We start from the raw sequence: 25,343 nt of genomic DNA on the forward strand, positions 1-25,343 counted from the left end.
CACGGACCAACGCTATAAATGGAATCATAGAATAGGAATAAACCTTATCTTTAATGAATAGGATTTAGTGGATAACACATCATGTACGTTTGTAATGGCAACAAGAGGAGGCTGTACATCATGAACAGGGAGAACAGTCGGGTTCATGAAAATAAACAGCAAAAACAACTAAACGAATTTGTACGAAATAATTATGGAAAAGAGATGACAACAGAGGGAAGTGTTAAGATATCCGATGATGAGAATACATTAAAAGCAGGAGAACGTGGTCCACAACTTCTAGAAGACTTTGTAATGCGTGAAAAGATGACTCACTTTGATCGTGAACAAATACCAGAAAGAGTTGTTCATGCCCGCGGTTATGCCGCACATGGCTATTTTCAAGTATATGAATCACAAGAAGAACGTACATCGGCAAAGTTTTTACAAGATCCAGTATTTCTTCGTTTCTCTCAAGTAGCGGGTTCAAGAGGGGTAAATGAAACCAATCGAGATGTTCGAGGATTTGCCACCAAGTTTTATACCGAAGAAGGAAATTTTGATTTAGTTGGTAGTAACATCCCGGTATTCTTTATTCAAGATGGTATTAAGTTTCCTGATCTGATACATGCAGTGAAGCCAGAACCACATAATGAAATTCCTCAAGGTCAAACAGCTCATGATACGTTTTGGGATTTTATTGCTAATAATCAAGAATCTGCACATATGATGATGTGGATTATGTCTGACCGGACGATTCCAAGAAGTTTTCGAATGATGGAAGGTTTTGGGGTTCATACATTTCGGTTTGTGAATGAAGCAGGAAAGTCAGGGTTTGTGAAATTTCATTGGAAACAAAACTTGGTGTACACTCATTAATTTGGGATGAAGCTGGTAATTATCCGGAATGGGAATTGGGGATCCAAGTCTTAGAGGAAGAAGACGAGTATAAATTTGATTTTGATATTCTGGATGCTACAAAAATTTTGCCAGAAGAGGACGTTCCCGTACAGCGCATTGGAAAAATGGTTTTAAATAGGAATGTAGATAATGTATTTGCGGAAACAGAACAAGTAACACTACACCCAGGTAACATTGTACGTGGTATTGACTTTGCGAATGATCCTTTATTACAAGGACGGTTATTCTCCTATTCAGATACTCAATTTTATCGGGTAGGAACAAATTTTAAGGAGCTGCCAATTAACCGTCCAATTTGTCCGGTCCATAATAATCAACGAGACGGGGCTGCAAGAATCACTATTGATAAGGGTCAAGTAGCTTACCATAATAATTCGCTTGCCAATAATACACCTTATACTGTACCAGGGGATAAGGGAGGATTTGTAACATATCCTTCAGCTGTAGAGGGGGTGAAAACTCGAAAAACAGTGAAGAGTTTCTCTGAACATTTCTTACAAGCTCGCTTATTTTGGAACAGTATGACAAAAGTGGAGAAAGAACATATCACAGGTGCATTTAGTTTTCAACTAGAAAGGTGAATCGTATCTCAGTAAGACAGCAAGTGGTTAATATGCTAGGAAATATTAGTAGTAGTTTAGCTGCTTCTGTAGCTACGAATTTAGGCTTGGAAATTCCTCAAGTGAAGGAGTCATTCATAACAAAAAAATCACCAGCAGTAAGTATGGCTAATACTACCTTTTCGCCAAATACATTGCGAATAGGTGTAATTATTGCTCATGGATTTGATGAGCAAAAAACGAATCAAATATTAGATCAATGGAAAAGGATGGGACTTCAGCCGGTAATTATTAGTGAAAAACTTGGGAAAGTAAGAGGGGCAAATAGTACAGAATGGAGAGTAGAGGGTAGTTTTCTTACTGGTTCCCCTTTATTATATGACGGATTATACGTGGTAGGTGGAGATGCAGAAGGAACGACATTTAACTGGAAAACCAAATCCTATGTAGTTGAAACATACAATCATTATAAACCAATAGGGCTAACACATAAAGGAGCAACTATCATACAACCACTCGGTATTATTGGGCAGCCAGGAGTATTGGTGGAAGAAGAGTCAACTCCATTTGCAAATGACTTTACTAAAGTAATGACAAAACAGCGTTTTTGGGTACGAGGATAACAGAACGGATAGATTGATAGGATCTCCCTCCTGATCCTAGAAATAGCTTTCGATGAAAGCTATTTTTTTGTTTGATAATTTACACATAGTAAATTATTTGTCAATTTAACCGATCCAATGTTATACTTCTAATGTTCGAAAACAAGAAAGGGATGAGGACAAGATGGGTCGATTAGAGAATAAAGTTGCTATCATTACCGGTGCTGCAAATGGGATGGGAGCTATGGAGGCAAAATTATTTGCAGAAGAAGGAGCAAAGGTCGTTGCAACAGATATACAAACAGAAGCTGTAGAAAAGACTGTCAATGAAATTAAAGAAAATGGTGGAGATGCGATTGCCTTTAAGCATAATGTAACTTCAGAAGATGAATGGAAACAAATCATTGCAGCAAGCATCAATGCATATGGAAAGATTGATATCCTTATTAATAATGCTGGTGTTTCTAGTCCAGATACGATTGCTACAATGGAAATGGTGGATTGGAACAAGGTAATGGATATTAATTTAAACGGCTGTGTTATTGGAATGAAATATGTGATTCCGGAAATGCAGAAAGCTGGTGGTGGTTCTGTTATTAATATTTCTTCTATTGGAGGAATTGTAGGAATGGCTGGGACTAGCCCTTATACTGCTGCAAAAGGTGCGTTACGTTCGTTATCTAAATCAGCAGCCGTAGATTATGCGAAAGACCATATCCGCGTTAATTCACTGCACCCAGGTATTATCGAAACGCCGATGACCGCACCTTCAATGAAGGATGCGATGCAATACTATCAAACATTCACACAACTACCTTATCTAGGTAAGCCGGAAGACGTAGCTTATGGCGCTTTATTCCTGGCATCGGATGAATCTCGTTTCATGACAGGAGCAGAATTAGTTATTGATGGTGGTTGGACAGCATTATAATAGATAAAATCCAGACGATATCCATCGTCTGGGTTATTGATATGGACCATTTACAGACAACCGAAGCAGTGTTTTGGCCATCTCTTGTTTTGAATAAGGATAATGATTTTCTATCCACCAAATAATCACATCAAAAAATGCTGCTGTTGTAAATACAGTAATCATTTCTTTCGGTGCGGATAATTTTGATTCGTCAGGAGAAACCATGGTTACCCCTTCTTTAACAAAATGATAAAGCTCTGATTTAAATCCTTTGGCAAAGGGAGAATCTGTATTATTTACAAGCAACGATTCATAAAAAGCTTGATTGTCGAGAATATGTTCGAATAAATGAATGAATATGTTATGGTCGGTCATATCCATCCCATTCATACCTCTTAATGGAGGTTGCACATTTATTTTTTCACGAAGGTCTTCTAGAATTATATTTGATACATATAGAATGCATTGATCTAAATCATCAAATCGCAAATAGAATGTTTGACGGGTTATACCCGCTGTGTCACATAATTCTTTTATCGTTATCTCACTGATTTGTTTTTCACTTAGTAAACAAATCAGTGATTTTTTTAATTGTTTCATTGTTCTTCGTATTCTAGCGTCTCCAGTTGTTTTCTTCAATTATTATCCTTCCTCATAAATAAAACAATTGATTACAGCTAAGTATATCGATTTTATGTAAATTCATCAACTTCTTTCCTGTAGGCAACAAATTATTATATTCATTCTAATAGATATCAATTTTACTTATATATCACCCGATATTATAAATATCTAATCCATAAAAAAGATGAAAGAGGGGGGACGGGAATAAATGGAGAAATTAATGAATTTTAAGCGATTGAAGAATAAGTTATATGTTAGCTTCTCAATTGTGATTATTTCAAGTTGTTTATTAGGAGTTTATCATTTTATTTCTGTAGGAAAGACGAATCAACAAGTCGAACAGATGATTCACGAAGACTTTCGACTTGTGCAATATGGCAATGACATAAATGTAAACGTAGCAAGCCAAACTGGACTGGTTAGAGGATTTTTGCTCTACGAGGATGAAGCGTATCGTGAGCAGTATTATCAGATGCAGGAAAATAATTCCGTATTGGAAAACAAAATCTTAGATCTTAGTAATGTTGGAGAGGTTAACACGTTAGTAGATTTGAAGAATCAGTGGGAAGCGACAGTGGAGAAGGTATTCAATCTTTATGATAATGGGAATTTAGAAGAAGCGTTGTTTTTGATGACGGAAGAAGTAGAGCCTTTGGAATCACAGTTTAGAACAGGAATCGAACAATTACTGGCTGCAACGGAAGAAATGGCTACAGCAGATGGTCAAGCAATTATTAGTGATGGAAAGACGACTTATATTGTTATCATTGCTGTTACATTGTTGGTAGCAATTTTAAGTATTGAGCTGTTTACGGTGCGGCTGATCACAGCACCAATATCAAAAGTATTGCGGCGAATGAAGCAAATCGCGAAAGGGGAATTAAATCATCAGCCGTTAACTACAATTTTAAAAGATGAGTTAGGTCAGTTGATACATATCACGAATGAGATGAATCAGAATACCAATCATCTGTTAGGTAGAATACAAACTGTCTCGGAGACAGTAACTAGTCATAGCAGCTATTTGGCAGAATCAGCAAAGGAAACAAAAGCAGGTTCTGAGCAAGTTGCAACAACGATGCAAGAATTATCTGCTGGAGCAGAAACTCAAGCTGATAGTGCAGGTGATCTAGCGACGAATATGGAAGTTTTTGTATCGAAGGTTCAAGATACACATGATCAAAGTAAGCTAATTGAGCAAGCTTCAGGTGAGGTTTTAACCATGACAAAAGACGGTGACCAGATGATGAAGTCATCTTCAAAACAGATGCAGCGAATTAACGAGATCGTTAAAGATGCAGTAGACAAAGTAGAAGGATTAGATACCCAATCTCAAGAAATTTCCAAGCTTGTTACTGTAATTAAAGATGTGGCGGAACAAACAAATCTTTTGGCTTTAAATGCAGCGATAGAAGCTGCAAGAGCAGGAGAACATGGGAAAGGGTTTGCTGTCGTTGCGGATGAAGTAAGAAAATTAGCAGAACAGGTAGCAGGTTCTGTCACCGTTATTAGTAATAATGTTTCACAAATACAAGGAAATTCAAGTGAAGTAGCTGAATCTTTGGTGAGCAGTTATAAAGAGGTAGAAGAAGGGAATGTACAAATCAAGATGACCCAGGAAACGTTTGATGGTATTCAGTTGTATGTAACAGAAATGGTCAATACCATTAGAACGATGACAGCGAATCTTTCAGAAATGTATGGGACGAGTAATCAAGTGAATAACTCCATTCAAGAAATTGCTTCCATAACGGAGGAGTCCTCCGCAGGTATTGAGCAAACCTCAGCTGCTGCACAACAATCTAGTAGTTCAATGGAAGAAGTAGTAGATAGTTCAAAGCAATTAGCAAAATTAGCTGATGACCTCAACGATTTGATTCGTCAGTTCCAGCTTTAATCTAATAAAGAGGGTTCCCTATTAGGGCCCCTCTTTATTATCGTTATCTTCGATTACTTTTTGGATCAAAGGCGTCTCGTAATCCATCACCGATGAAGTTAATCGCTAGCACTGTTACTAAAATGGCAACTCCTGGTGGAATCCATGCTTCTGGATGATCTCTTAAGATACGTATATTCTGAGCTTCAGATATCATATTTCCCCACGTCGGTGTAGGTTGGGGAATACCGAAGCCGATAAAGCTTAGACCAGATTCAACAATAATATATGTTGCCATCATTAACGTAGCATTCACGATAATTGGTCCAATTGCGTTAGGTATAAAATGTTTTAATATAATACGTAAATCACTTGCTCCAATTGCACGTGCACCGAGTACAAATTCTTGTTCACGTAAAGATAGATATGTAGCCCGAATAATTCGTGTGAGATTAGGCCAAGAAGTGATAGCGATAATTGTTACAAATAGCCCAATCGTAACTTCCCCAATAATCGCCATAATGGTTAAAACGAGTACAAGAAAAGGAAGCATAAGCATAATATCAGCTGCACGCATAATTACACTATCAACTTTGCCTCCATAATAGCCAGCAATTGATCCTAGTAATACGCCGATAGCCAATGTGAAGAACATCGCACTAAATCCGACAATCAGAGAAATACGGCCACCATAGAGTAAACGAGCAAAGTTATCTTGTCCCTGTCCATTTGTTCCTAATATATGTTCGTCAGTAGGGCTTTTTTCAATTTGAAATAAATCTGTTGCAACAGGGTCCTGATCCGTGAATAAAGGGGCTGCTGTACAGGTGATGATGATGAGTAATAACACAAATACGCTAATCACTGCTAATTTATTTTTAATAAACCGTTGGAAAGCTAGCTGTAATGGACTTTTATGTTTCTTTGCATTCGTTTCTGGTAAATTTTCCGGTTCTGTAGGTAAGGTACTTTCTGTGTTCGATTGCATTTTATTCACCTCAATCGTATCGAATTCGTGGATCGACAATACTATATAAGATATCAGCGATTAAATTACCAACTAATATGAGAACGCCAAGAATCATAGCTATTGCCATAACTACCGGAAAATCACGATTTACTACAGAGCTTAAGAACAATGTTCCAAGACCAGGATATTGAAAAACTTGTTCCGTAATTACCGCTCCACTTAACAATACCCCTATTTCAAATCCCATTAAGGTAATGATGGGGATAAGTGCATTCCGAAGTGTATGCTTATAGAGGACATTACTATCTGACATCCCCTTTGCCCTTGCTGTTCGTATATAATCACTTCCCAGTACGTCAAGTACTTCAGATCGCATATATCGCATATAAGTAGCTGTTCCAGCTAACCCTAGTGTGATTCCTGGTAATACCATATGATGGATTCGATCCACAAATGCTTCAAATCCAGTAATACCAGGGGTGGACAAAGTACCTTGGGATGGGAACCACCCTAAATTAATCGACAAAACGTAAATAGCAATTAATCCGAAGAAGAAGTTTGGAATGGCCAAGCCTAGAAATCCAAAGCCAGTAGCACCATAATCCAATAGAGAATAAGGTTTTCTTGCAGAATAAATGCCAATAGGGATAGCGACGATAATGGTTATGGCTAAAGAAAATAATCCTAAATATAATGTATTTGCAATTCTATCCTCAATTAATTGTGCTACGGTGCGGCCGTTAAAAATTAATGAATCACCAAAATCGCCCTGCGCTGCAGAACTAATCCAGCGCCAGTATTGAACATAAATTGGATCATTTAATCCTAAAGCTTCTCGCTGCTGCTCGTACACTTCTGGGTCAACATTTGGATCGGCTAATGACTTCCCAGTTAAAGCATCGCCTGGAGCTAGCTGAGAAAGCCCGAAGACAATAATTGTCAATGCGAATAGCATAGGGATAAATACCAAAATTCGGCGAATAATATATTTATACATCCTATTCCCCCTTTCATTCTTTGGCAGGTTAACCATCTAACATGCTTTGGTTTTTCTTTAAAAGAAAGAGCATGCGTATGCGCACGCTCCTTCCTCCATTTGTTTACATTATTCGGTAACCCACCATTTCTCTGGATCATTAATAAAGGAGTAAGGCATCGGGTCGACTCCTTGTAAACGTTTGTTAAAACCGTAAATTTTATTTTGTGCATACAATAGAAGAGCTGGAAGATCTTCAGAAAAAACAGATTGCCATTCACTATATTTCTCTTTACGATAAGCTTGATCAAATGCCTCAGGAGCCTGCATTGCTTCTTGCATTAATGTTTCTGATTGTTCGTTATTCCAACGTGAATAGTTATAAGCAGCATCTGCTCCCCATAAACCAGATGGATCTGGATCACCGCTTCCTAGGCTCCAGCCTAATAAATATAAATCCCAATCCGTATTATCATTCGTTAATTCTTCTACATAGGCGGTCATTTCTTTTGGTTGGCGTAATTCAATTTTAATGCCAACATCTTCTAAGAATTTCTGCAAAATTGGTGCTGAGTCTTCACGAAGCTTGTTACCAGTAGGGTAATTAAGGTTGACAACCCATTCTTCACCATCTGGGGTCTCGCGGAATCCATCATCATTTGTATCCACATACCCAGCTTCGTCAAGCAGTGATTTTGCTTTTTCAGGATCATAGGTGTATTGGGTAACAGCGTTCTTGTCATATGCCCAGAATTGCTGTGCGATTGGTGCATTGATGACAGAACCATGTCCATATAATAAGTTATCAACAATGGCTTGGCGATCAATTGCATACGCCATAGCCTGACGGATTTTTTGCTCACCCATATCTTCATTTGCTTCCCAATTTTCTGGTTCTAACTTTCCTGCTTCAACATCCGCATCTGAACGATGATTTACCTTAAAGCCCATTAATTGATAACCGAAATCTGTTTGTTCAATTAACTCGATATGTTCGACACCAGCTACACTTTCATAGTCTGCAGCAGGGACGCCGTTGGGATCAGCGATAAAGTCAATTTCGCCATTTTCTAATAGTCCTAACATGACAGATTGTTCTACAATGCGCCAAACGATCTTATCCAAATAAGGCTCTGACTTCCAATAGTCTGCATTCTTCTCTAATACATATTGTTCACGATCAAGCATCTCTGTGAATTTAAATGGACCTGTTCCTATTACTTCACCAGCATTTAACGTGGCTGGATGTTCGGGTATTTCTGCTATCGGCACATCTCCAAAGATATGTTCAGGTATAATTGGGAAAGACACGTCTTTCAAAATGGTTACGTTCGGCTCAGCGAATTTAAACGTAACTGTGTGGTCATCTTCAGCAACAACACCTTCGAATTCATCGGTTTCGCCACTATTAAATGCTTCATAACCTTGTAAACGGACAACATAATCTGTTCGGATACCACCCGCTTCAACATAACCGGGACTTGATATTGCTTTGTACGTATACACGACATCTTCTGCTGTAAATGGTTCTCCATCATGCCAAGTCACACCTTCTTCAAGTGTAAGTGTAATCTCGGTTTGGTCTTCATTAATTTCCCATTCTTTCGCCAAATTAGGTTCGAATTCCAATTGTTTGTTCTGGCTTAGTAAGCTCTCATGTGTAAAGGATAGAATATTATCTTCATATGCTTCCTCATAAAATATAGGGTTAAATACTCCAGCAGGTGCAGTATCCATTGCTCCTGTCAACGTTCCACCCATTTGCGGCTCGCCACTTGCTGCTTCATCCTCACCTTCATCTGAACCTTCTGCTTCTGACTCATTTGGCTGGTCTCCAGAAGATCCTTCACTGCAAGCAGCTAAGACAATCCCAAACGTTAATACGAGTGCTAATACGAATAACCAATTCTTTTTCATCATTACAATCCCCCTTATCTTTTTGGATATAGCTCAAAACCACTACATATCTTTTATTCATCACCCCCAATACGTAATGAAGCGATGGGTTTATCTTCCTTGATCATATAAATGACAAGCAACATAATGCCCATCTCCTATATCTGTTAATTCAGGCCTTTCAAGTGCACATTTTTCGTGAGCATGTATACAGCGTGTTCGAAATGCGCAACCTGATGGAGGATCAGCAGGACTTGGAAGATCTCCAGTTAAATGAATTTTTTCGCGACGGTGTTTCACATCAGTTGAAGGAACAGACGAAAGTAATGCTTTAGTGTAAGGGTGAAGCGGATTATCGTAGAGAGGTTTCTTCGGTGCGATTTCTGCAATGCGACCAAGGTACATTACCGCGACCCGGTCACTAATATGTTTTACGACACTTAAGTCATGCGCAATAAAGAGGTAAGTAAGGTTAAATTCATCCTGTAGATCAGCCATTAAGTTTAACACTTGTGCCTGAATGGAAACATCCAATGCAGAAACTGGTTCATCACAGATGATAAACTTAGGATTTAATGCCAAGGCTCGTGCAATACTAATTCGCTGCCGTTGCCCGCCAGAAAACTCATGCGGATATTTTGTTCGATCACTTGCACGTAAGCCAACTTTTTCTAATAAATCGATACATTTTTGTTTCCGTTCTGGTTTTGTTGCAGAGGATTGGACGAGCAAGGGCTCCTCAATTAATTCTCCAACGCTCATTTTGGAATTGAGAGAAGCAAACGGATCTTGAAAGACGATTTGCATATTTTTTCGGTAGTTTCGTAGTTTACGATTACTTAAATGAGAGATATCCTCTTTATCAAATATAATTTCTCCTTCTGTTGGTTCTAATAGACGAAGGATCACTCTTCCCAATGTGGATTTTCCAGAACCAGATTCCCCAACAAGTCCGAGTGTTTCCCCTTGTTTTATCGATAATGATACATCATCTACTGCTTTAACATGACCAACAGTATGTTTTAGAATGCCGCCTTTTATTGGAAAATATTTTTTGATATTCTTTGCTTCAACAAGGATTTCATTCCCTTGATTTTGATTATGTAACTGACTTGTTTCGTTATTGGTTAATTGCTGTTCCAATGCCATTGTTTTCTTCCCCCTTAGTCATAAAGATAACAGCGAACCTTATGGTTAGGTTCAATAGATAGCAAATCGGGATTTGATCCGTAACATTGATCCATTACATGTGGACAGCGATCTGAAAACCGGCATCCCTTGGGAAAGCTATGGGCTGGTGGAACGGTACCTCTAATTGCTCCCAATCTTTTAACCTCTTTTTCTAAGCTTGGAAGACTATCTAATAAACCATTTGTATATGGATGTTTCGTATGTTCAAATAGATTTTCTACCGATGTTTCTTCAACTACTTGACCGCCATACATAACGAGCACACGATCTGCATATTCGGCTACGACACCTAAATCATGCGTAATTAAGAGAATCGACATATCTAGCCTTTCTTTCATTTCTTGTAATAAGTCTAAAATTTGTGCTTGTATGGTGACATCCAGTGCAGTAGAAGGCTCATCTGCTATTAGTAGTTTTGGTTCACATGATATCGCCATGGCGATCATTGCTCGCTGTCGCATGCCTCCAGATAATTGATGGGGATATTCATTAATAATCTGTTCTGCGCGTGGAAAACCAACCAGCTTTAATAACTCGATCGCTTTTTCCCTAGCTACTTGTTTCGTGTATTTCTTATGTTTTCTTAAGGTTTCAATAATTTGATTTCCAATGGTGTACACCGGATTTAGCGCAGTCATTGGTTCTTGAAATATCATAGCAATATCATTTCCACGAATTTTGGTCATCTGTTTACCGGATTTAGTTAACAAGTTTTCATTATGAAGATGAATGGTACCTTCTATGATTCTCCCCGGTTTATTTATCAATTGCATGATGGAGAGGGAAGTAATACTTTTGCCACTTCCAGATTCCCCGACAATTGCTAATGTTTCTCCTGGTGCTATGGAAAAGTCAACGCCATCAACAGCTTTAGCAACTAAGTCATTGTCCAAATAAAAGTAGGTCTTTAATCCCTCTACTTCTAATAATGGCTTTTGAGTCATTGATTTCACCTCAACGTATTGTAAGTAATATGTACTAATGATTAGGTAAATTATATAATAAATACGAATTATTTCAATAGTTATTTAAAAAAGAATTTTTAAAAAATAAAATATTTGGCCAATATTTTTTTCTTTGATAATGTAAAAACTCTCGAGTTTTATTGCTATTTCTCGAGAGTTTTTATGTTTTTTCCACATCTTTATTATAAATTTTTAAAAGAATCCACTGAATGCAAGCACCAATACTTAACCCGATTGGTAAAAAGAGAATTGGTAGCCATACCGGCCCAATTAAGTATCCGAACAATGTTAACTTTGTAGAAAACATTAAACCAACCGTTACAAAATAGGCGGAAAATACTAACGGCAAGTAGGAAAAGGGTTTTTCTCCGCCTCCAGCATCTTTATAAGCATCCCAAATTCCGAAAAAATATAAACAAGGATAGAACATGAGCCATAAATAGTTGGTAGCTTCAATAGCCTCATCAATTTTAAATTGAAAACTTAACATAATTAAACGATTAAAATTTCCCATAATATTAATGATAAATTCTAACCCTATTAATACTAAGCCCTTAACATATTTTTGATTAAGTAATTGACCAAAGCCTGGCAATGCAATACTCCATAAGAGAACCTCTAATTTTCTGCTTTTCTTTGGTAGTTTTGACTTCTGCATAGATGATCCTATTTTGCCAGATCTCTTCGATCAGCAGCCATTGGAGGTTGTTCAAGCCATCCATTATTTATCAAAATCTTATTCCCCTCATTTGCATACTTTCCTACTTCGGCGATTAGTCTTGAATAATGGACGCTTAGGTCATGTCTTGGGCTTGACGATAGAGCTACACCGTATTGCCCCATACTAGAAGCAATGAGGTTAGACACAAATGTCATCATTAATCGATCAGAAAAAGGTGCCACGGTGGAATCTGTAACTTCAGATGTTAATAATAAGGCTGATTCAGATAAGAATTCTTCATGTAAGATCGAAGTAAAGATTTCGAAGTGCTTTCCAGAAATATCTCTCCCTCTTTCAAAAAACTTTCTTACTTCTTTTGAGGCTGCCACCTGACTAAATCCCGTAATTAACGCATGACCAATTGCATTTCTTTTGGCATGGAATACCAAGTTTGTAATCTCGACTCCAAGTAGTGGTCTGCGTTCGCCTATCCAACCATTAATAAAATTTTGTTTATTAATAAATTCAATTTTGGTTTGTTTTGGGATTTGTGGACTTCCTATATATAATCCTTTTTGTTTCTCTAACTTTTTTGCCTGTTTATTTAATTTATTTGCTGCTTCGATATTGGTCGAATAATAGCTAATAACATCTTCACGGTCGGAAACAGTTAACCCCAAGCCATAGGAATTCATCATAAAATCCGTCATGTTATAAACGTATTTTAAATATAGCTGGTCAGAAAATAGGCGTGGAGCTTGAACATTAACATCCTCGGTTGTAAATGCATGTGGAAGAGGATGATTTGCACGATGAAATAATTCTTTAATATGTTCGATATGCTCTTCCACTAAAGCTAATGTCTGCTCAAGAATCTGTTTAATATCTGGATCGTCTACATGATTTAAGAAAAAGTGTAACCCACATTTCGATACGGTGTCATATTGGTAGGACGTCCACAAAGGTGAAATATCTGCTGCTGAAAAATTATTGCTCAAATGTATTACTCCTTTCCATCCATGGATCTTTTATACTTCTTTCTAGTTTTTTCGGAATTTCAATTCTTATACAGTTTTACATAGAAAACCATGATGTGTATAAAAATTATCCATATAGGGCAAAAAAAGGGGAAGAAGAATTCAAAAGTAGGATGTGATCCTCTTGGCTCGGCGCCTATTTAAAAATAAAAAGAAGAACCAAAAAGAACAAGCAATTCATAAAAACAATGAAAATTTCTCGCGGAATTTAAAGAAAGATTTAAGTGAAAACTTAAACGATATACGAACAATGCTTGATTCTCCTAACGACTTGGTTATTAGGGAGTTTCATATTAATGAGCACACTTGTGCAATTGTCTACATAGATGGTCTCAGTGACACTACTACGATTGAAGAAAATGTATTAAAAAACTTAGAAGTTATCGAAAGAAAGGATCAATTAGCAGAAGAAGAGAATTCAAATCTCCTTGCGCTAATTCATGAAGAACTTATCAGTATAACAGGAATACAAAATGTCGATACAATGGATGAACTATCACTATCTCTATTATCTGGCGGATCCGTATTTTTATTAGACGGGGTTGACCGAGTTTTATTATTGGATACAAAGAAATGGGAAAGCCGATCCATTGAAGAGCCTGTTTCAGAATCGTTAATCCGTGGTCCAAGAGAAGGATTTGTTGAAAACCTTCGTACGAATATGGTGATGATCCGCAGACAACTTCGTGATCCCAATTTACATTTTAAAACCCATGAAATTGGAAGGAGATCAAAGAAAAAACTAGTTGTTGCTTATATTTCAGGTATCATTCACCCAGACATCTTGAAAGAAGTGAATCGTAGACTGGAAGCAATTGATACAGATGATGCACCGGAATCTGGGTTTATTGAACAATGGATTGAAGATAGTTTTCTCTCGCCTTTTCCACAAATAGAAAATAGTGAAAGGCCAGATAAGGCCGCTTCGGCGCTGACGCAAGGGAAGTTTGCCATCATTTTAGATGGAACACCATTTGTACTGATTGCTCCTGCAACAATAGGCGGGACATTTCAGTCTCCAGAGGATTATTATGAGCGCTGGTTAATTGGGACGTTATTAAGAGGGCTGCGATACTTAGCGGCATTTCTTACGATGTTTTTACCGGCTTTATATATTGCTTTAGTTTCGTATCATCAGGGTATGATTCCTTCCCAATTAGCCTTCTCCATTGCAGCGACGAGGCAGGGGGTGCCATTCCCGGCGTTTATTGAAGCATTATTAATGGCGACAACGATGGAATTACTACGAGAGGCAGGGGCCAGGCTGCCAAAAACCATTGGCCAAACTATTGGGATTGTTGGCGGTTTAGTAATTGGCGAAGCAGCCGTTTCAGCTGGTATAGTAAGTCCAGTTATGGTCATTGTAGTAGCACTAACGGCAGTGGCATCCTTTACCATTCCTCAATACAGTGTGGCGATATCCTTTCGGTTAATTCGGTTTGGCTTTATGCTTGCCGCGGCATTTTTAGGATTATATGGGATCATTCTAGCTTATATTATGGTAAACATTCATATTGTCAACTTGAAAAGCTTTGGAGTTCCTTATTCTGCTCCATTTGCTCCAACCTTTTTCAAGGATTGGAACGACTTGTTATTGCGCGTTCCAGTTCCAATGTTGAACCGTCGTCCAAAGTATTTGCAACCAGAAGATAATAAAGCTGGTGACAGGGAGGGAAAACAGGTGTGAAGTGGTTTGAATACGGTGATGAGACAATTAGTGATAAAGAGTTAATGATTGCTGTTCCCTCCATTACGATTGGTGTAGGGATTCTTTCTTTGCCAAGATTCATCGCTAAGGATACTGTATCTTCAGATGGCTGGATCACGTTGGCGATTTCTGGAATTCTTTTTATTGGCTTAGCCTGGTTGATAGCGAAACTTGCTTCTAGTTATCCGAATCAGACGTTTGTAGAATATGCAGGCTCTTTAGTTACCAAACCAATTGCAGTTATTCTGACTTTTTTATTAGCTGTTCATGGATTGATTCTTGGCGCATATGTGATGCGGGTAATTGCAGATATTGCAAAAGAATACTTGTTTGATCGCACTCCCGTAGAGGTAATCGCGCTTAGTTTTCTATTAGTGGTCGTTTATGCAATTTCTGGATCACGAGCAGGTTTATTCCGATTAAATATGATGTTCTTTCCAATTATCATTTTTATTACAGGAGCAGTTGGACTCTTTGCGATTGCCTGGTTCGATCCGAAGAATTATTTACCAGTATTTAAAACAGATTTTTCAGGATATCTGTCCTCCTTTAAATCAAGTTCCTTCTCGTTCATAGGTTCAGGTATTATCTTGTTTTATACATGTCTCGTCCGAAAACCAAAAAAAGTACCAAAAATGGCAGCCCTTGGTATGTCTATCGTACCGGGGTTGTACATCGTTATCTACCTTATGTGTATAGGGGTATTTGGTAATTTAGCTACAGCAAATCTTAGCTATCCGATTATTGAATTGGCAAAAGAGATAGAAATACCTGGTGGATTTTTTGAACGCTTTGACTCGATCTTTTTTGTAATTTGGATTATGTCGATTTTTAATACGATGGTGATGGCTTTTGATGTTTCTGTCTTTGCATTTGAGTCCATTTTTAAATGGAAAAAAATACAACTTATCCTTGTTTTGACACCAATCGTCTATTTAATGGGGATGTTCCCTCAGGATCTAATAGCGGTTGTCCGTTTTGGTGAATTTGTTAGCTATTACGGCATTTCGGTAACCTTCTTCGTAACGATAGGTCTGTACATTATTTCAACGATAAAAAGGAGGAAAACAAATGCCAAAGCATAAGCTGATTTTCCTCTTTTTCCTTAGTTTTTCTATGGTGGTTTTACTAAGCGGCTGTTGGGATCGGGTAGAAATCGAAGATCGTGGATTTGCCGTTGGTGCTGCTATCGATCTCGTCGAAAAAAAAGCCAATGGCAACTATAAGTTAATGTTTACTGGACAGTTTGTCGTACCTTCTGGGTTAGGGGCGCCAACTCAAGGAAGGGGAAGCGGAGGTCAGAAGGCATATATGAATATCTCTGCCACAGGTGAAAGTATTTTTGAAATTAATCGTGAACTTGCAACGCTTACTAGTCAAGTACCGTTTTATCAACATCTGAAGGTTTTAGTAATATCAAAAGATATTGTGAAAGAGCCAAAGCTGTTTGGGGATATTTTAGATATTTTCATTCGAGATCATGAGATGCGAAGAGGTATACGATTAGTAATCGTTGAAGGGGAAGCGAAAAAAGCTTTGGATATAAAGCCGGATAATGAAAATATTCCTGCATTATATATTGATGCATTAATGGAAAACAATTATAAAAATGCTGGTTCACTAAAGCCCGTTCATATTGGTGATGTACAGGAATTACTATTAAGTAAGTTAAGTTACGTTCTCCCAGAAATCCATATTGCGAATAAGATGCTTCAGTATAAAGGTGCGGCAGTATTTGAGGGAAGTACGAATCAGATGATTGATTCGTTATCCGAGCCAGAAACAAAAGGATATGGTTTTTTAACAGAGGATAGTTCGGAAGGAGCACTAGAAATCAAAGCCGGTGGGGAAACGGCTACCGTTGAATTAACGCAGGTTACTAGAGATATGAAAGTCAATCCAAAAGCAAAAGATGATATTGATGTGAATATTGATATTAACATTGAAGCCAATCTAGCGGAACGATTTGGGAAAAGAAGCGTCTTTAACGCATCTTATATCAAAGAAATAGAAGAGGGGCTTTCGACTAAAGTAGAAGAATTAGCAAAAGGAACGAAGGATAAAATGCAAGATGACTTGAAGCTGGATGCAATTGGAATTGGTCATACCCTTCATCAACGTCATTATGATTTTTGGAATACGGTAAAAGATGATTGGGAATCCGGAGAAAATTATTTCTCTCAAGCAAATATTAATATATCAGCTAAGGCTAAAATTCATATCATTGGTTCCTCAGATAAAGTAAAAACGACTGGAGTTGAATAATGTGTGGCGAGAATGGACGAACTATCTGCCGGATTTTAAAACATTTGTATATATGGCATTTGCTTTTGTCATCCCATTAATGGTTACTTTTATCAATATGAAGCTTCATAAGTTAGGCGATCCGTCTTGGAAGAAAAAAGATGGGGCTAAAAATTATAAAAATAAGGGAAGGTAGTTGGTACGTATTACGATTCAATGATACACTAATGGCAAATGATCGGGTATGAGGTGTAAATATGAACGTTCATGATTATTTAAAATGTGATGCCACGGCTTTAGCTGAAAAAATTAGAAAAAGAGAAACAACTCCAACAGAACTCGTAGCATTTAGCATCCAACAATTAGAAAACGTAAATCCTAGCTTAAATGCAGTTGTGAATACGCGAAAAGAGAAGGCGCTTATAGAATCTAAAGAAGGTGTATCCATTGATCGTCCTTTTGCAGGAGTACCTGTTTTGCTTAAAAATATCTCGCAACGTCTAGCTGGTGAAAGAATTACCTCAGGGTCTAAACTCTTAGAGCATACGGTTGCCAAGGAAAATTCTCATTTTACAACAGCATTCTGCGATGCAGGATATCAATTCATTGGTCATACGAATACGCCTGAGTTTGGATTAAAAAACATAACGGAGCCAGAAATACACGGAGCAACTAAAAACCCTTGGAATCTAACGTATTCACCAGGTGGATCGAGTGGTGGATCTGCTGCAGCTATTGCGTCAGGTATTGTTCCGCTGGCAGGGGCAAGTGATGGTGGAGGTTCCATTCGAATACCTGCATCATTTACGGGGCTCTTTGGTTTGAAGCCGACAAGGGGAAGAACTCCTGTTGGTCCAGGTGTGGGTAGGCAGTGGCATGGAGCGGCAATTGATTTTGTTTTATCTAGAACGGTGCGAGATAGTGCAGCGATGCTAGATGTATTACAAACATCTCAACCGGAAGCAGCATTCCAAGCCCAATTATTTCTAGAAGAATATAAAAACTATATGCAAAATTCTTTATCTAAACCATTACGTATTGCCTTTACCAAGACATCACCAGTAGATACGCCAGTATCAAAAGATGCTAAATGGGCTGTTGATAAATTGGTAAAGTGGCTTGCCGAAGAAGGTCATATCGTTGAAGAAACGGAAGCAGCTATTGATGGTAAGCAACTCATGCGAAATTACTATCTAATGAATAGTGGAGAAATAGCTTCATTGTTAACCAATTTACAACATCTGATTGGTCGCCAAATAACGAAAGACGATGTAGAACTGGAAACCTGGCTGCTAAATTATGCTGGACAAGCTGTATCTGCAGCAGAGTTCTCACAAAGTATTGCTTCATGGGATAGTGTAGCAGAGCAAATGGCACGATTTCATCAGACATATGATTTTTTTATTACTCCTGCTTCTGCATTTACAGCACCCAAAGTGGGAGAGTTATCTTGGAATGAAGCAGAACAGGAGAAATGGATAAGTCAAATGGAAGCTGCTAAAAAAAGGGAACAACAAGAACTAATTTATGAAATGTTTTTGCCGAGTTTAACGTATACGCCATTTACACAGCTGGCAAATTTGACTGGACAACCAGCAATGTCTTTACCCATTCATGTATCTGAAGAGGGGATGCCAATTGGTGTGCAAGTGGTGGCTGGAAAAGGGGAAGAGCATCGATTATTACAATTTGCATACCAAGTGGAACAATCTGACTTATGGATCGGAATGACAGGTAATCCCTATTTTAAATAAACCAATTTATACCATATTATAATCAAATATCACTTATATCAAAAGGCGACAATTTGTTTTCGAACCAGTTATACAGCAAATTCTCGCCTTTTATCTGTTAAAAAAATCAATATTATTTTTTAACTAGGATAAATCTTAAGAAAAATATCATTATTTTTACTTATTTACTTTCTATTTCCATAAATGGATAAGCATTATATAATGAGTGACATGCGCTTACAATTTAGCATTATTTTCAGAATATTACTCATTTAATACAACAAGGAAGGAGAAAGATACATGGGGAAGAAAAAAGGTCTATTCCAAAGATCATTGGATGGGATTGAAGTAGTTGGAAATAAATTACCACATCCCGTCACATTATTCGCAATATTAGCATTAATTGTATTGCTATTATCTGCAGGTCTCTCACAACTTGGAATCAGTGTTGAACATCCAGGTGAAGAGGGAGAAATGGTTGAAATTAAAAACTTATTAAATGCCGAGGGGATCCAATATATATTTTCTAGCATGACAGATAACTTTATCGGATTTGCTCCTTTAGGAGTAGTTCTTGTTACGATGCTTGGTATCGGGATAGCAGAACGTTCGGGATTAATTAGTGCCCTTTTAAGAGGTTTCGTATTATCCGTACCAAAACGTTTTATTACGTTAGGGTTAGTATTTGCTGGGATTATGTCCAGTGTAGCTTCTGATGCAGGATATGTTGTGTTACCTCCACTTGGGGCCTTATTATTCGCAGCAGTCGGCCGTCACCCCTTAGCTGGTCTAGCAGCTGCATTTGCAGGTGTTTCGGGTGGATTTAGTGCAAACTTATTACTTTCTGGTACTGATGCATTATTGGGAGAATTGACAATAGCAGGAGCTGCTGTCATCGATCCTGCTTATGCTGAAGGTATGAGCATTGCGATGAACTATTGGTTTATTATTGTCTCTGTCTTTATCTTGACGTTAATTGGTACATGGGTGACTGAGAAAATAGTAGAGCCTCGATTAGGTGAATATAAAGGGGAATACCGTGAAAAAGTTGAGAATTTAACGGCTATAGAGAAGAAAGGCTTAATTTGGTCAGGTATTTCTGTAGTTGTTGGGCTTATTTTGGCCGCATTGTTAATCTTACCTGAAGGTGCACCAATGCGTGGTACTGGTGATCAACCAATCATTGACTCACCATTTATGGATTCATTAGTACCAATTATCGCTATTCTATTCTTTATCCCAGGACTAGCATATGGAATGGTTACGAAAGCTATTAAAAATGATAAGGATGTAGCTAATCAATTATCAGATACCATGGCATCCATGGGGATGTTTATTGTACTAGCATTTACAGCCGGTCAATTTGTGGCTTACTTTAATGAATCAAATATGGGCTTAGTGTTAGGAGTTTATGGTGCAGAGTTCTTGCAAAGTATTAACCTAACAGGTATTCCATTAGTTCTTGTATTTATTATTATCGCTGCATTTATCAATATATTTATTGGAAGTGCTTCAGCGAAATGGGCTATGATGGCGCCAGTCTTTGTACCAATAATGATGCAATTAGGATACTCTCCGGAATTAACTCAAATGGCATATCGTATTGCAGATTCTTCAACAAATATTATATCTCCATTAATGACATATTTTGCGATTATTATTGCCTTTGCACAGAAATACGATAAAAAAATGGGAATAGGAACGCTTGTATCAACGATGATCCCTTATTCGATGTTCTTCTTAGTTGGCTGGACAATCATGCTAATTGTATGGATGTTATTAGGGATCGAACTTGGTCCTGGAGCTCCAATCCTATATGAATAAGAAAAAAGCATCATCCGCTCGGATGATGCTTTTTTGCTGTAATTCCATTTTTTTCTTTTACTATTCTTAAGGTAGAATTCCTAAAGGCGGTGATGATTTTGTTTCAATCAAGAAAAGACCGACAAAATGAAAATGATGACGATTGAAGAACTTGTTCCTGAAGACCACTTACTCGGAAGATTGACCACTACAGCCATTTCTTCCTTATCACTGAAAACTCCGCGAACAAGCATTAATGACGGCTGCCTGCCAGAACATGACGAAGGTTTTCCTTCACCTACCCAAGGTGAGTTAGGTGAAGGAGAGTCTTAGTTAGACCAATGGCACTTCTTGATTTTTCTTATAGTTTTATAATTGCTTCTTTTAGAACCGATGTTAAATGACTTATTTCAGCTTTAGTAATCGAGAGCGGGGGTGACATCGTAATAATATTATTATAACCATCAACCGTATCGCTGGTTTTGCCAATGATAACTCCTTTTTGCTTACACTCGTTTACGACTTGAGCAGCCAACTTCTCTTCAATCGGCTCTTTTGTTTGTTTATCTTTGACTAGTTCAATTCCTGCTAATAACCCTTTTCCTCGTATATCTCCTACATGTGGATGCTGAAGCAGATCTTGTAATTCTTCCAACAAATATACTCCTAGTTGTTTGGAATTAGAAATCAGTTGTTCTTCTTCCATAATTTCTAAGTTTCTGATTGCTACTGCGCAGGCTGCCGGACTACCACCAAATGTATTTACATGACGAAAGTGGTCGTAGGGAGTTGCTGATGCTGTAAATTCTTCGTAAATTTCCCGTTTTACAGCAGTAGCTGCTAACGGCATATATCCACTAGTTAATCCCTTAGCCATTGTAATGATATCTGGTTTGACATCATAATGCATAAATCCAAAGGGTTTTCCAGTCCTGCCGAAACCGTTAATAACTTCATCTGCAATTAATAAGACACCATGTTTATCACAAATTTCCCGTACACGTTTCATATAATTATCATGTGGGACAAGTACACCACCGCCTGTGATAATTGGCTCCATAATAAATCCTGCAACCGTATCACTAATTTCCCAAGTCAGAGTGCGATCTAGTTCATCAGCTGCATGCAGACAACATGCCATAGTGTCTTGTGGGAAGGGGCTTCGATAACAGTCTGGTGGGGAAATGTGTACAAACCCTGATGCTAGTGGTTCATATTTATAAGCTCTTTGATTTTGGCCCCCGGCAGCTAGCGTTGCTAATGAACTACCATGATAGGAACGATAACGTGAGACAAACTTATAACGATTCGGTTGGTTTGCCTGTTGGTAATATTGCCTCGCAATTTTAAACGCTGTCTCATTTGCCTCTGAACCGCTATTTGAATAAAAAATAACATAATCATCTTCTAACCATTGATTAAGTTTTTCGCTTAGCTGTATACCTGGAATGTGACTTTGAGTTAAAGGGTAATAGGGCATTTGCTTTAATTGCTCCGCACATACATCAGCTAACTCATCTCTGCCATAACCAACATTTACGCACCATAAGCCAGCTTGTGCATCTAAATATTTATTCCCTTCAATATCCGTTACCCACACACCATCTGCATGTGTACTAATCATGGTACCTTCAGGGTTATATTTTTTCATGGCATGCCAAAGGTATTTCTCATCTTTTTCAAGTAGCGCTTTCTTCTCCACTTTAGTATCCATATAAAATCTCCTTTCCCATATGAGCGATTATTTCTTGAATTCCTATCTTCGATGAGTTTATGTGCAATAATGGATGTTCATGAACAATATCTGCTTATTCACCTAGAAAGTATGTCGTTTGTCGACAAAACAGATCAGTTACTAATTATAGAAACACATTTTATTTGACAAGTCAATATATTTAGAAAAAAGTAAAAATAATCTAGACGCCTTAACTTAATGGTTGATATACTATAGGAAATAATCAGTAAAATTACGATTATGCCCATTTTGACTGATTATTTCATCTTTTTTTGTTGTCGAACATATAATACGATTAAACATGTTAGATTATATTACGAAGTTATTTACTTTCATCTTCAAGTGAAATATAGTTATTTTAATGCCGACAATCGACGATGAATAATTGAAGCACTAATCACTTCCTCCATACATTAATAGTAGTATGATTCGTATCTATATCTAATTGGAGAAAAGGGAGTTAGTGCTTTTTTATATCGAATTATGCTTTGTATTGATTCATTGTTTAAATTGATGGGTGAATGTAAGTGAAGGTACAATTTCAACCTATGAATGGAGGGGTTTGTATGGTGTTTTTTTCTGTTTCAGAATTTTATGATAGGTTGGTAAAAACAAAACACCGTATGGCAAAAGAGGGTATCGACGTTTTGCTTATTACTGATCCTGCGAATATGAATTATTTAAGTGGATATGATGCTTGGTCCTTTTATGTACATCAGGTGCTCATTGTCTTCTTAGATGAGGATCAACCATATTGGATAGGTAGGGGACAGGATGCAAGTGCTGCTATGCATACATCATGGTTGGATAAGGATCATATCTACCCATATACAGATGATTATATACAATCATCCGATAAGCACCCTATGGAGTTTGTTAGTGACTTTATAAAAGCAAAAAAATATGATAATCAAACCATAGCCGCTGAATTCGATGCTTATTATTTCACTGCACAAAATTTTATTAAATTGAAAGATAATTTGCCCAACGCCATCTTTAAAGACGGCACGAATTTAGTAAACTGGATAAGGATTATAAAATCTGAACAAGAGATTGCGTTTATTAAGAATGCTGCCAAAATTGCGGAGGGCGCGATGACAGCAGCATTTGAATCGATTGAACCCGGTGTAAAACAATCAGATGCTGCTGCTGCAATTGCCCATGCACAGATTCGGGGAACAGATAATTTTGGTGGAGATTATCCAGCGATTGTTCCCTTGTTACCGACAGGGGATAAAACATCTGCATGTCATTTAACTTGGACAGATGATCCGTTTGTCCAAGGAGATCCTGTAATTATTGAACTATCTGGCTGTTATAAACGATACCATTCGCCACTTGCGAGAACCATTTTTCTAGGTATACCTGATGAGAATATCCAATATATTGCTGATGTCGTTGTAGAAGGAATTAATTATACGCTAGATGCAATTAAGCCAGGGATTACTTGTGAAGAAGTTGAAGCGGTGTGGAGAAAAACAGTTGAAAGAAGTGGCATTAAAAAAGATTCCAGGTTAGGGTATTCCATGGGATTAAATTATCCGCCTGATTGGGGAGAACATACAGCTAGCTTAAGAGCGGGTGATAAAACAGTGTTACAAGAGAATATGACTTTTCATATGATACCTGGGATCTGGCTTGATCATATGGGAGTGGAAATAAGTGAATCTTTCCGTGTAACTGAAAAGGGTTGTGAGGTATTGGCTGAATTTCCACGAGAATTACTAGTTAAGCCAAATATCCGGTTAGCATGAATAACAATTAAGGAAAAGCTTAATAGAGGTCATAACAATAGGCACAAATTGGGTAAAGTTGCTCAAAAAGGATAAAGGCAGAACTTGATTCATCTGCCTTTATCCTCCGAATTTAGTTACTTGTTATCCCAAACAGCAGAATTAATTAAGTTAGGTGGTTTTTTTCCCTCTAAACCTGTTTGTAAGTTTTTGGCAGCTAGTGTTGACATAGCAAGTTCTGTTTCAAGTGTAGAAGATCCGATATGTGGGAGTGTAACCACATTTTTCATCTGTAGTAATGGATTATCCAACTGAATGGGCTCATTTTCAAATACATCCAGTCCAGCACCCGCTATTTCTTTATGATTTAAAGCTTGAATGAGATCTTCTTCTACGACAGTTCTTCCACGTGACCCATTAATAAAGATTGCTGAATTTTTCATTAAGCTAAACTCTCGTTTGCCAATTAATCGTTCTGTTTCCTTCGTTAATGGGGTTATTAAACAAACAAAATCAGATTCCCTTAATAATTCGTCGAGGCTAGCATATCTTGCTTGAAATCTTTCCTCAGCTTCTGGTTTTTTTGTTCGACTATGATAAATAACCTTCATATCGAAGCCATGATGTGCTCTTTGGGCAATGGCAAGGCCGATTCTTCCCATGCCTATAATACCAACCGTTTTATGATGTACATCGGTTCCATAATGGGTGCTGTCTAATGATTCTATCCAATTGCCAGATTTTACATAGTGATCAAGCTCAGGAAGTCTTCTTGCGGTGGATAGAATCAACCCAAACACCATATCAGCAACGGTATCCGTTAAAATACCAGGTGTATTTGTTGCCATTATATTTCTTTTGGTTAAGGTTTCTATGTCTAAATTGTTGTAACCAACCGAGACATTGCTGACAATTTTTAAATTTGGTGCTTGGTTAATTAATGGTTGGTCAACATTTAGGTCAAGTCCAATAATCCCATCAGTTTTGTTTAGAAAGCTTAGAAATTCAGGATCTTTTGTTGTGTCCACGTTTTTAAAGAAACGGACGGTATGATTTTGTTTTAACTGGTCAAGTACCGGTTTTTCAACACGCTGAAAGGCCAGAATGTTCATCAAAGGTTTCCCCCAATCTATATTCCTTATCCATAAAAATGTATTTTCAACATAGACTGATAATAGGAAGAAGTCAAGCTGCGAATAGAAATATTTGATAATTC

At 37.6% G+C, this 25,343-nt stretch carries 20 protein-coding genes and 1 pseudogene; 11 read left to right on the forward strand and 10 right to left on the reverse strand.

Going from position 1 to position 25,343, the window contains the following annotated elements:
• Positions 1–120: 120 nt before the first annotated feature.
• A pseudogene (locus tag BN990_RS23425) lies at positions 121–2,083 on the forward strand (catalase).
• Between the two features lie 163 nt (positions 2,084–2,246).
• Positions 2,247–2,993, forward strand: a complete 747-nt coding sequence (locus tag BN990_RS19160; RefSeq protein WP_038246382.1) for an SDR family NAD(P)-dependent oxidoreductase — start codon at positions 2,247–2,249, stop codon at positions 2,991–2,993.
• Between the two features lie 33 nt (positions 2,994–3,026).
• Here the strand turns inward: BN990_RS19160 and BN990_RS21635 are convergent, their stop codons facing one another.
• Positions 3,027–3,614, reverse strand: a complete 588-nt coding sequence (locus tag BN990_RS21635) for a TetR/AcrR family transcriptional regulator (protein ID WP_051739318.1) — start codon at positions 3,612–3,614, stop codon at positions 3,027–3,029.
• A 193-nt stretch (positions 3,615–3,807) separates the two neighbouring features.
• On the opposite strand from BN990_RS21635, the gene BN990_RS19170 reads away from it, so the two are divergent.
• Entirely contained in the window at positions 3,808–5,496 is a 1,689-nt protein-coding gene (locus BN990_RS19170; protein ID WP_038246384.1) for a methyl-accepting chemotaxis protein, read from the forward strand.
• A 43-nt stretch (positions 5,497–5,539) separates the two neighbouring features.
• Here BN990_RS19170 and opp4C read toward each other — a convergent pair whose 3' ends face one another.
• The 7 genes from opp4C to BN990_RS19205 form a co-directional block, all read right to left on the reverse strand.
• Positions 5,540–6,463 (reverse strand): oligopeptide ABC transporter permease, encoded by a 924-nt coding sequence (opp4C, locus tag BN990_RS19175; protein WP_021290794.1) that lies wholly within the window; start codon positions 6,461–6,463, stop codon positions 5,540–5,542.
• Between the two features lie 10 nt (positions 6,464–6,473).
• Positions 6,474–7,442 carry an ABC transporter permease gene (locus BN990_RS19180; RefSeq protein WP_021290793.1) on the reverse strand — a complete coding sequence of 323 codons (969 nt, stop codon included), beginning with the start codon at positions 7,440–7,442 and terminating at the stop codon, positions 6,474–6,476.
• Between the two features lie 108 nt (positions 7,443–7,550).
• Complete coding sequence (locus tag BN990_RS19185) at positions 7,551–9,338, reverse strand: peptide-binding protein (protein ID WP_420340856.1); 1,788 nt, start codon at positions 9,336–9,338, stop codon at positions 7,551–7,553.
• Between the two features lie 90 nt (positions 9,339–9,428).
• Entirely contained in the window at positions 9,429–10,466 is a 1,038-nt protein-coding gene (locus tag BN990_RS19190; RefSeq protein ID WP_081856185.1) for an ABC transporter ATP-binding protein, read from the reverse strand.
• Between the two features lie 14 nt (positions 10,467–10,480).
• Complete coding sequence (locus BN990_RS19195) at positions 10,481–11,452, reverse strand: ABC transporter ATP-binding protein (protein ID WP_038246394.1); 972 nt, start codon at positions 11,450–11,452, stop codon at positions 10,481–10,483.
• 181 nt (positions 11,453–11,633) lie between these two features.
• A complete protein-coding gene (locus BN990_RS19200) occupies positions 11,634–12,131 on the reverse strand; it encodes a hypothetical protein (RefSeq protein WP_038246397.1) in 498 nt (165 codons plus the stop codon).
• Positions 12,132–12,139: 8 nt separating this feature from the next.
• Positions 12,140–13,132, reverse strand: a complete 993-nt coding sequence (locus BN990_RS19205) for a DUF3231 family protein (protein ID WP_038246400.1) — start codon at positions 13,130–13,132, stop codon at positions 12,140–12,142.
• 163 nt (positions 13,133–13,295) lie between these two features.
• Here BN990_RS19205 and BN990_RS19210 point away from each other — a divergent pair, with 163 nt between their 5' ends.
• From BN990_RS19210 to BN990_RS19235, 7 genes are all read left to right on the forward strand, one after another.
• Positions 13,296–14,858, forward strand: coding sequence for a spore germination protein (locus BN990_RS19210; protein ID WP_038246402.1), 1,563 nt, complete (start codon positions 13,296–13,298; stop codon positions 14,856–14,858).
• Positions 14,855–15,964, forward strand: coding sequence for a GerAB/ArcD/ProY family transporter (locus tag BN990_RS19215; RefSeq protein WP_021290786.1), 1,110 nt, complete (start codon positions 14,855–14,857; stop codon positions 15,962–15,964). Before BN990_RS19210 ends, BN990_RS19215 begins: the two co-directional genes overlap by 4 nt.
• Positions 15,951–17,144: a Ger(x)C family spore germination protein gene (locus BN990_RS19220; RefSeq protein ID WP_038246406.1), complete on the forward strand. Its 1,194-nt coding sequence runs from the start codon at positions 15,951–15,953 to the stop codon at positions 17,142–17,144. Before BN990_RS19215 ends, BN990_RS19220 begins: the two co-directional genes overlap by 14 nt.
• A 1-nt stretch (position 17,145) precedes the next feature.
• Positions 17,146–17,319, forward strand: a complete 174-nt coding sequence (locus BN990_RS22740) for a hypothetical protein (protein WP_158295258.1) — start codon at positions 17,146–17,148, stop codon at positions 17,317–17,319.
• 61 nt (positions 17,320–17,380) lie between these two features.
• Positions 17,381–18,877: an amidase gene (locus tag BN990_RS19225; protein ID WP_038246409.1), complete on the forward strand. Its 1,497-nt coding sequence runs from the start codon at positions 17,381–17,383 to the stop codon at positions 18,875–18,877.
• Between the two features lie 279 nt (positions 18,878–19,156).
• Positions 19,157–20,680: an AbgT family transporter gene (locus BN990_RS19230; protein WP_021290782.1), complete on the forward strand. Its 1,524-nt coding sequence runs from the start codon at positions 19,157–19,159 to the stop codon at positions 20,678–20,680.
• A 126-nt stretch (positions 20,681–20,806) separates the two neighbouring features.
• Positions 20,807–20,992: a hypothetical protein gene (locus BN990_RS19235; protein WP_038246413.1), complete on the forward strand. Its 186-nt coding sequence runs from the start codon at positions 20,807–20,809 to the stop codon at positions 20,990–20,992.
• A 28-nt stretch (positions 20,993–21,020) separates the two neighbouring features.
• Here the strand turns inward: BN990_RS19235 and BN990_RS19240 are convergent, their stop codons facing one another.
• On the reverse strand, positions 21,021–22,373 hold the full coding sequence (locus tag BN990_RS19240; protein ID WP_038246415.1) for an aspartate aminotransferase family protein: 1,353 nt from the start codon (positions 22,371–22,373) through the stop codon (positions 21,021–21,023).
• Positions 22,374–22,960: 587 nt separating this feature from the next.
• On the opposite strand from BN990_RS19240, the gene BN990_RS19245 reads away from it, so the two are divergent.
• Complete coding sequence (locus BN990_RS19245; RefSeq protein WP_021290780.1) at positions 22,961–24,148, forward strand: M24 family metallopeptidase; 1,188 nt, start codon at positions 22,961–22,963, stop codon at positions 24,146–24,148.
• 116 nt (positions 24,149–24,264) lie between these two features.
• Here BN990_RS19245 and BN990_RS19250 read toward each other — a convergent pair whose 3' ends face one another.
• Entirely contained in the window at positions 24,265–25,239 is a 975-nt protein-coding gene (locus tag BN990_RS19250) for a 2-hydroxyacid dehydrogenase (RefSeq protein WP_038246417.1), read from the reverse strand.
• Positions 25,240–25,343: the final 104 nt, after the last annotated feature.

It is taken from the genome of Virgibacillus salexigens, from assembly GCF_000723585.1.
Taxonomy (GTDB): Bacteria; Bacillota; Bacilli; order Bacillales; family Amphibacillaceae; genus Virgibacillus; species Virgibacillus salexigens.

Bases quoted from the DNA above. Each gene is read 5' to 3' on its own strand.
- BN990_RS19240 (WP_038246415.1), bottom strand. From the start codon at position 22,373: ATGGATACTAAAGTGGAGAAGAAAGCGCTACTTGAAAAAGATGAGAAA.
- BN990_RS19170 (WP_038246384.1), top strand. From the start codon at position 3,808: ATGGAGAAATTAATGAATTTTAAGCGATTGAAGAATAAGTTATATGTT.
- BN990_RS19245 (WP_021290780.1), top strand. From the start codon at position 22,961: ATGGTGTTTTTTTCTGTTTCAGAATTTTATGATAGGTTGGTAAAAACA.
- BN990_RS19185 (WP_420340856.1), bottom strand. From the start codon at position 9,338: ATGAAAAAGAATTGGTTATTCGTATTAGCACTCGTATTAACGTTTGGG.
- BN990_RS19160 (WP_038246382.1), top strand. From the start codon at position 2,247: ATGGGTCGATTAGAGAATAAAGTTGCTATCATTACCGGTGCTGCAAAT.
- BN990_RS19250 (WP_038246417.1), bottom strand. From the start codon at position 25,239: ATGAACATTCTGGCCTTTCAGCGTGTTGAAAAACCGGTACTTGACCAG.
- BN990_RS19225 (WP_038246409.1), top strand. From the start codon at position 17,381: ATGAACGTTCATGATTATTTAAAATGTGATGCCACGGCTTTAGCTGAA.
- BN990_RS19200 (WP_038246397.1), bottom strand. From the start codon at position 12,131: ATGCAGAAGTCAAAACTACCAAAGAAAAGCAGAAAATTAGAGGTTCTC.
- opp4C (WP_021290794.1), bottom strand. From the start codon at position 6,463: ATGCAATCGAACACAGAAAGTACCTTACCTACAGAACCGGAAAATTTA.
- BN990_RS19235 (WP_038246413.1), top strand. From the start codon at position 20,807: ATGAAAATGATGACGATTGAAGAACTTGTTCCTGAAGACCACTTACTC.
- BN990_RS19220 (WP_038246406.1), top strand. From the start codon at position 15,951: ATGCCAAAGCATAAGCTGATTTTCCTCTTTTTCCTTAGTTTTTCTATG.
- BN990_RS19180 (WP_021290793.1), bottom strand. From the start codon at position 7,442: ATGTATAAATATATTATTCGCCGAATTTTGGTATTTATCCCTATGCTA.
- BN990_RS19190 (WP_081856185.1), bottom strand. From the start codon at position 10,466: ATGGCATTGGAACAGCAATTAACCAATAACGAAACAAGTCAGTTACAT.
- BN990_RS19195 (WP_038246394.1), bottom strand. From the start codon at position 11,452: ATGACTCAAAAGCCATTATTAGAAGTAGAGGGATTAAAGACCTACTTT.
- BN990_RS19230 (WP_021290782.1), top strand. From the start codon at position 19,157: ATGGGGAAGAAAAAAGGTCTATTCCAAAGATCATTGGATGGGATTGAA.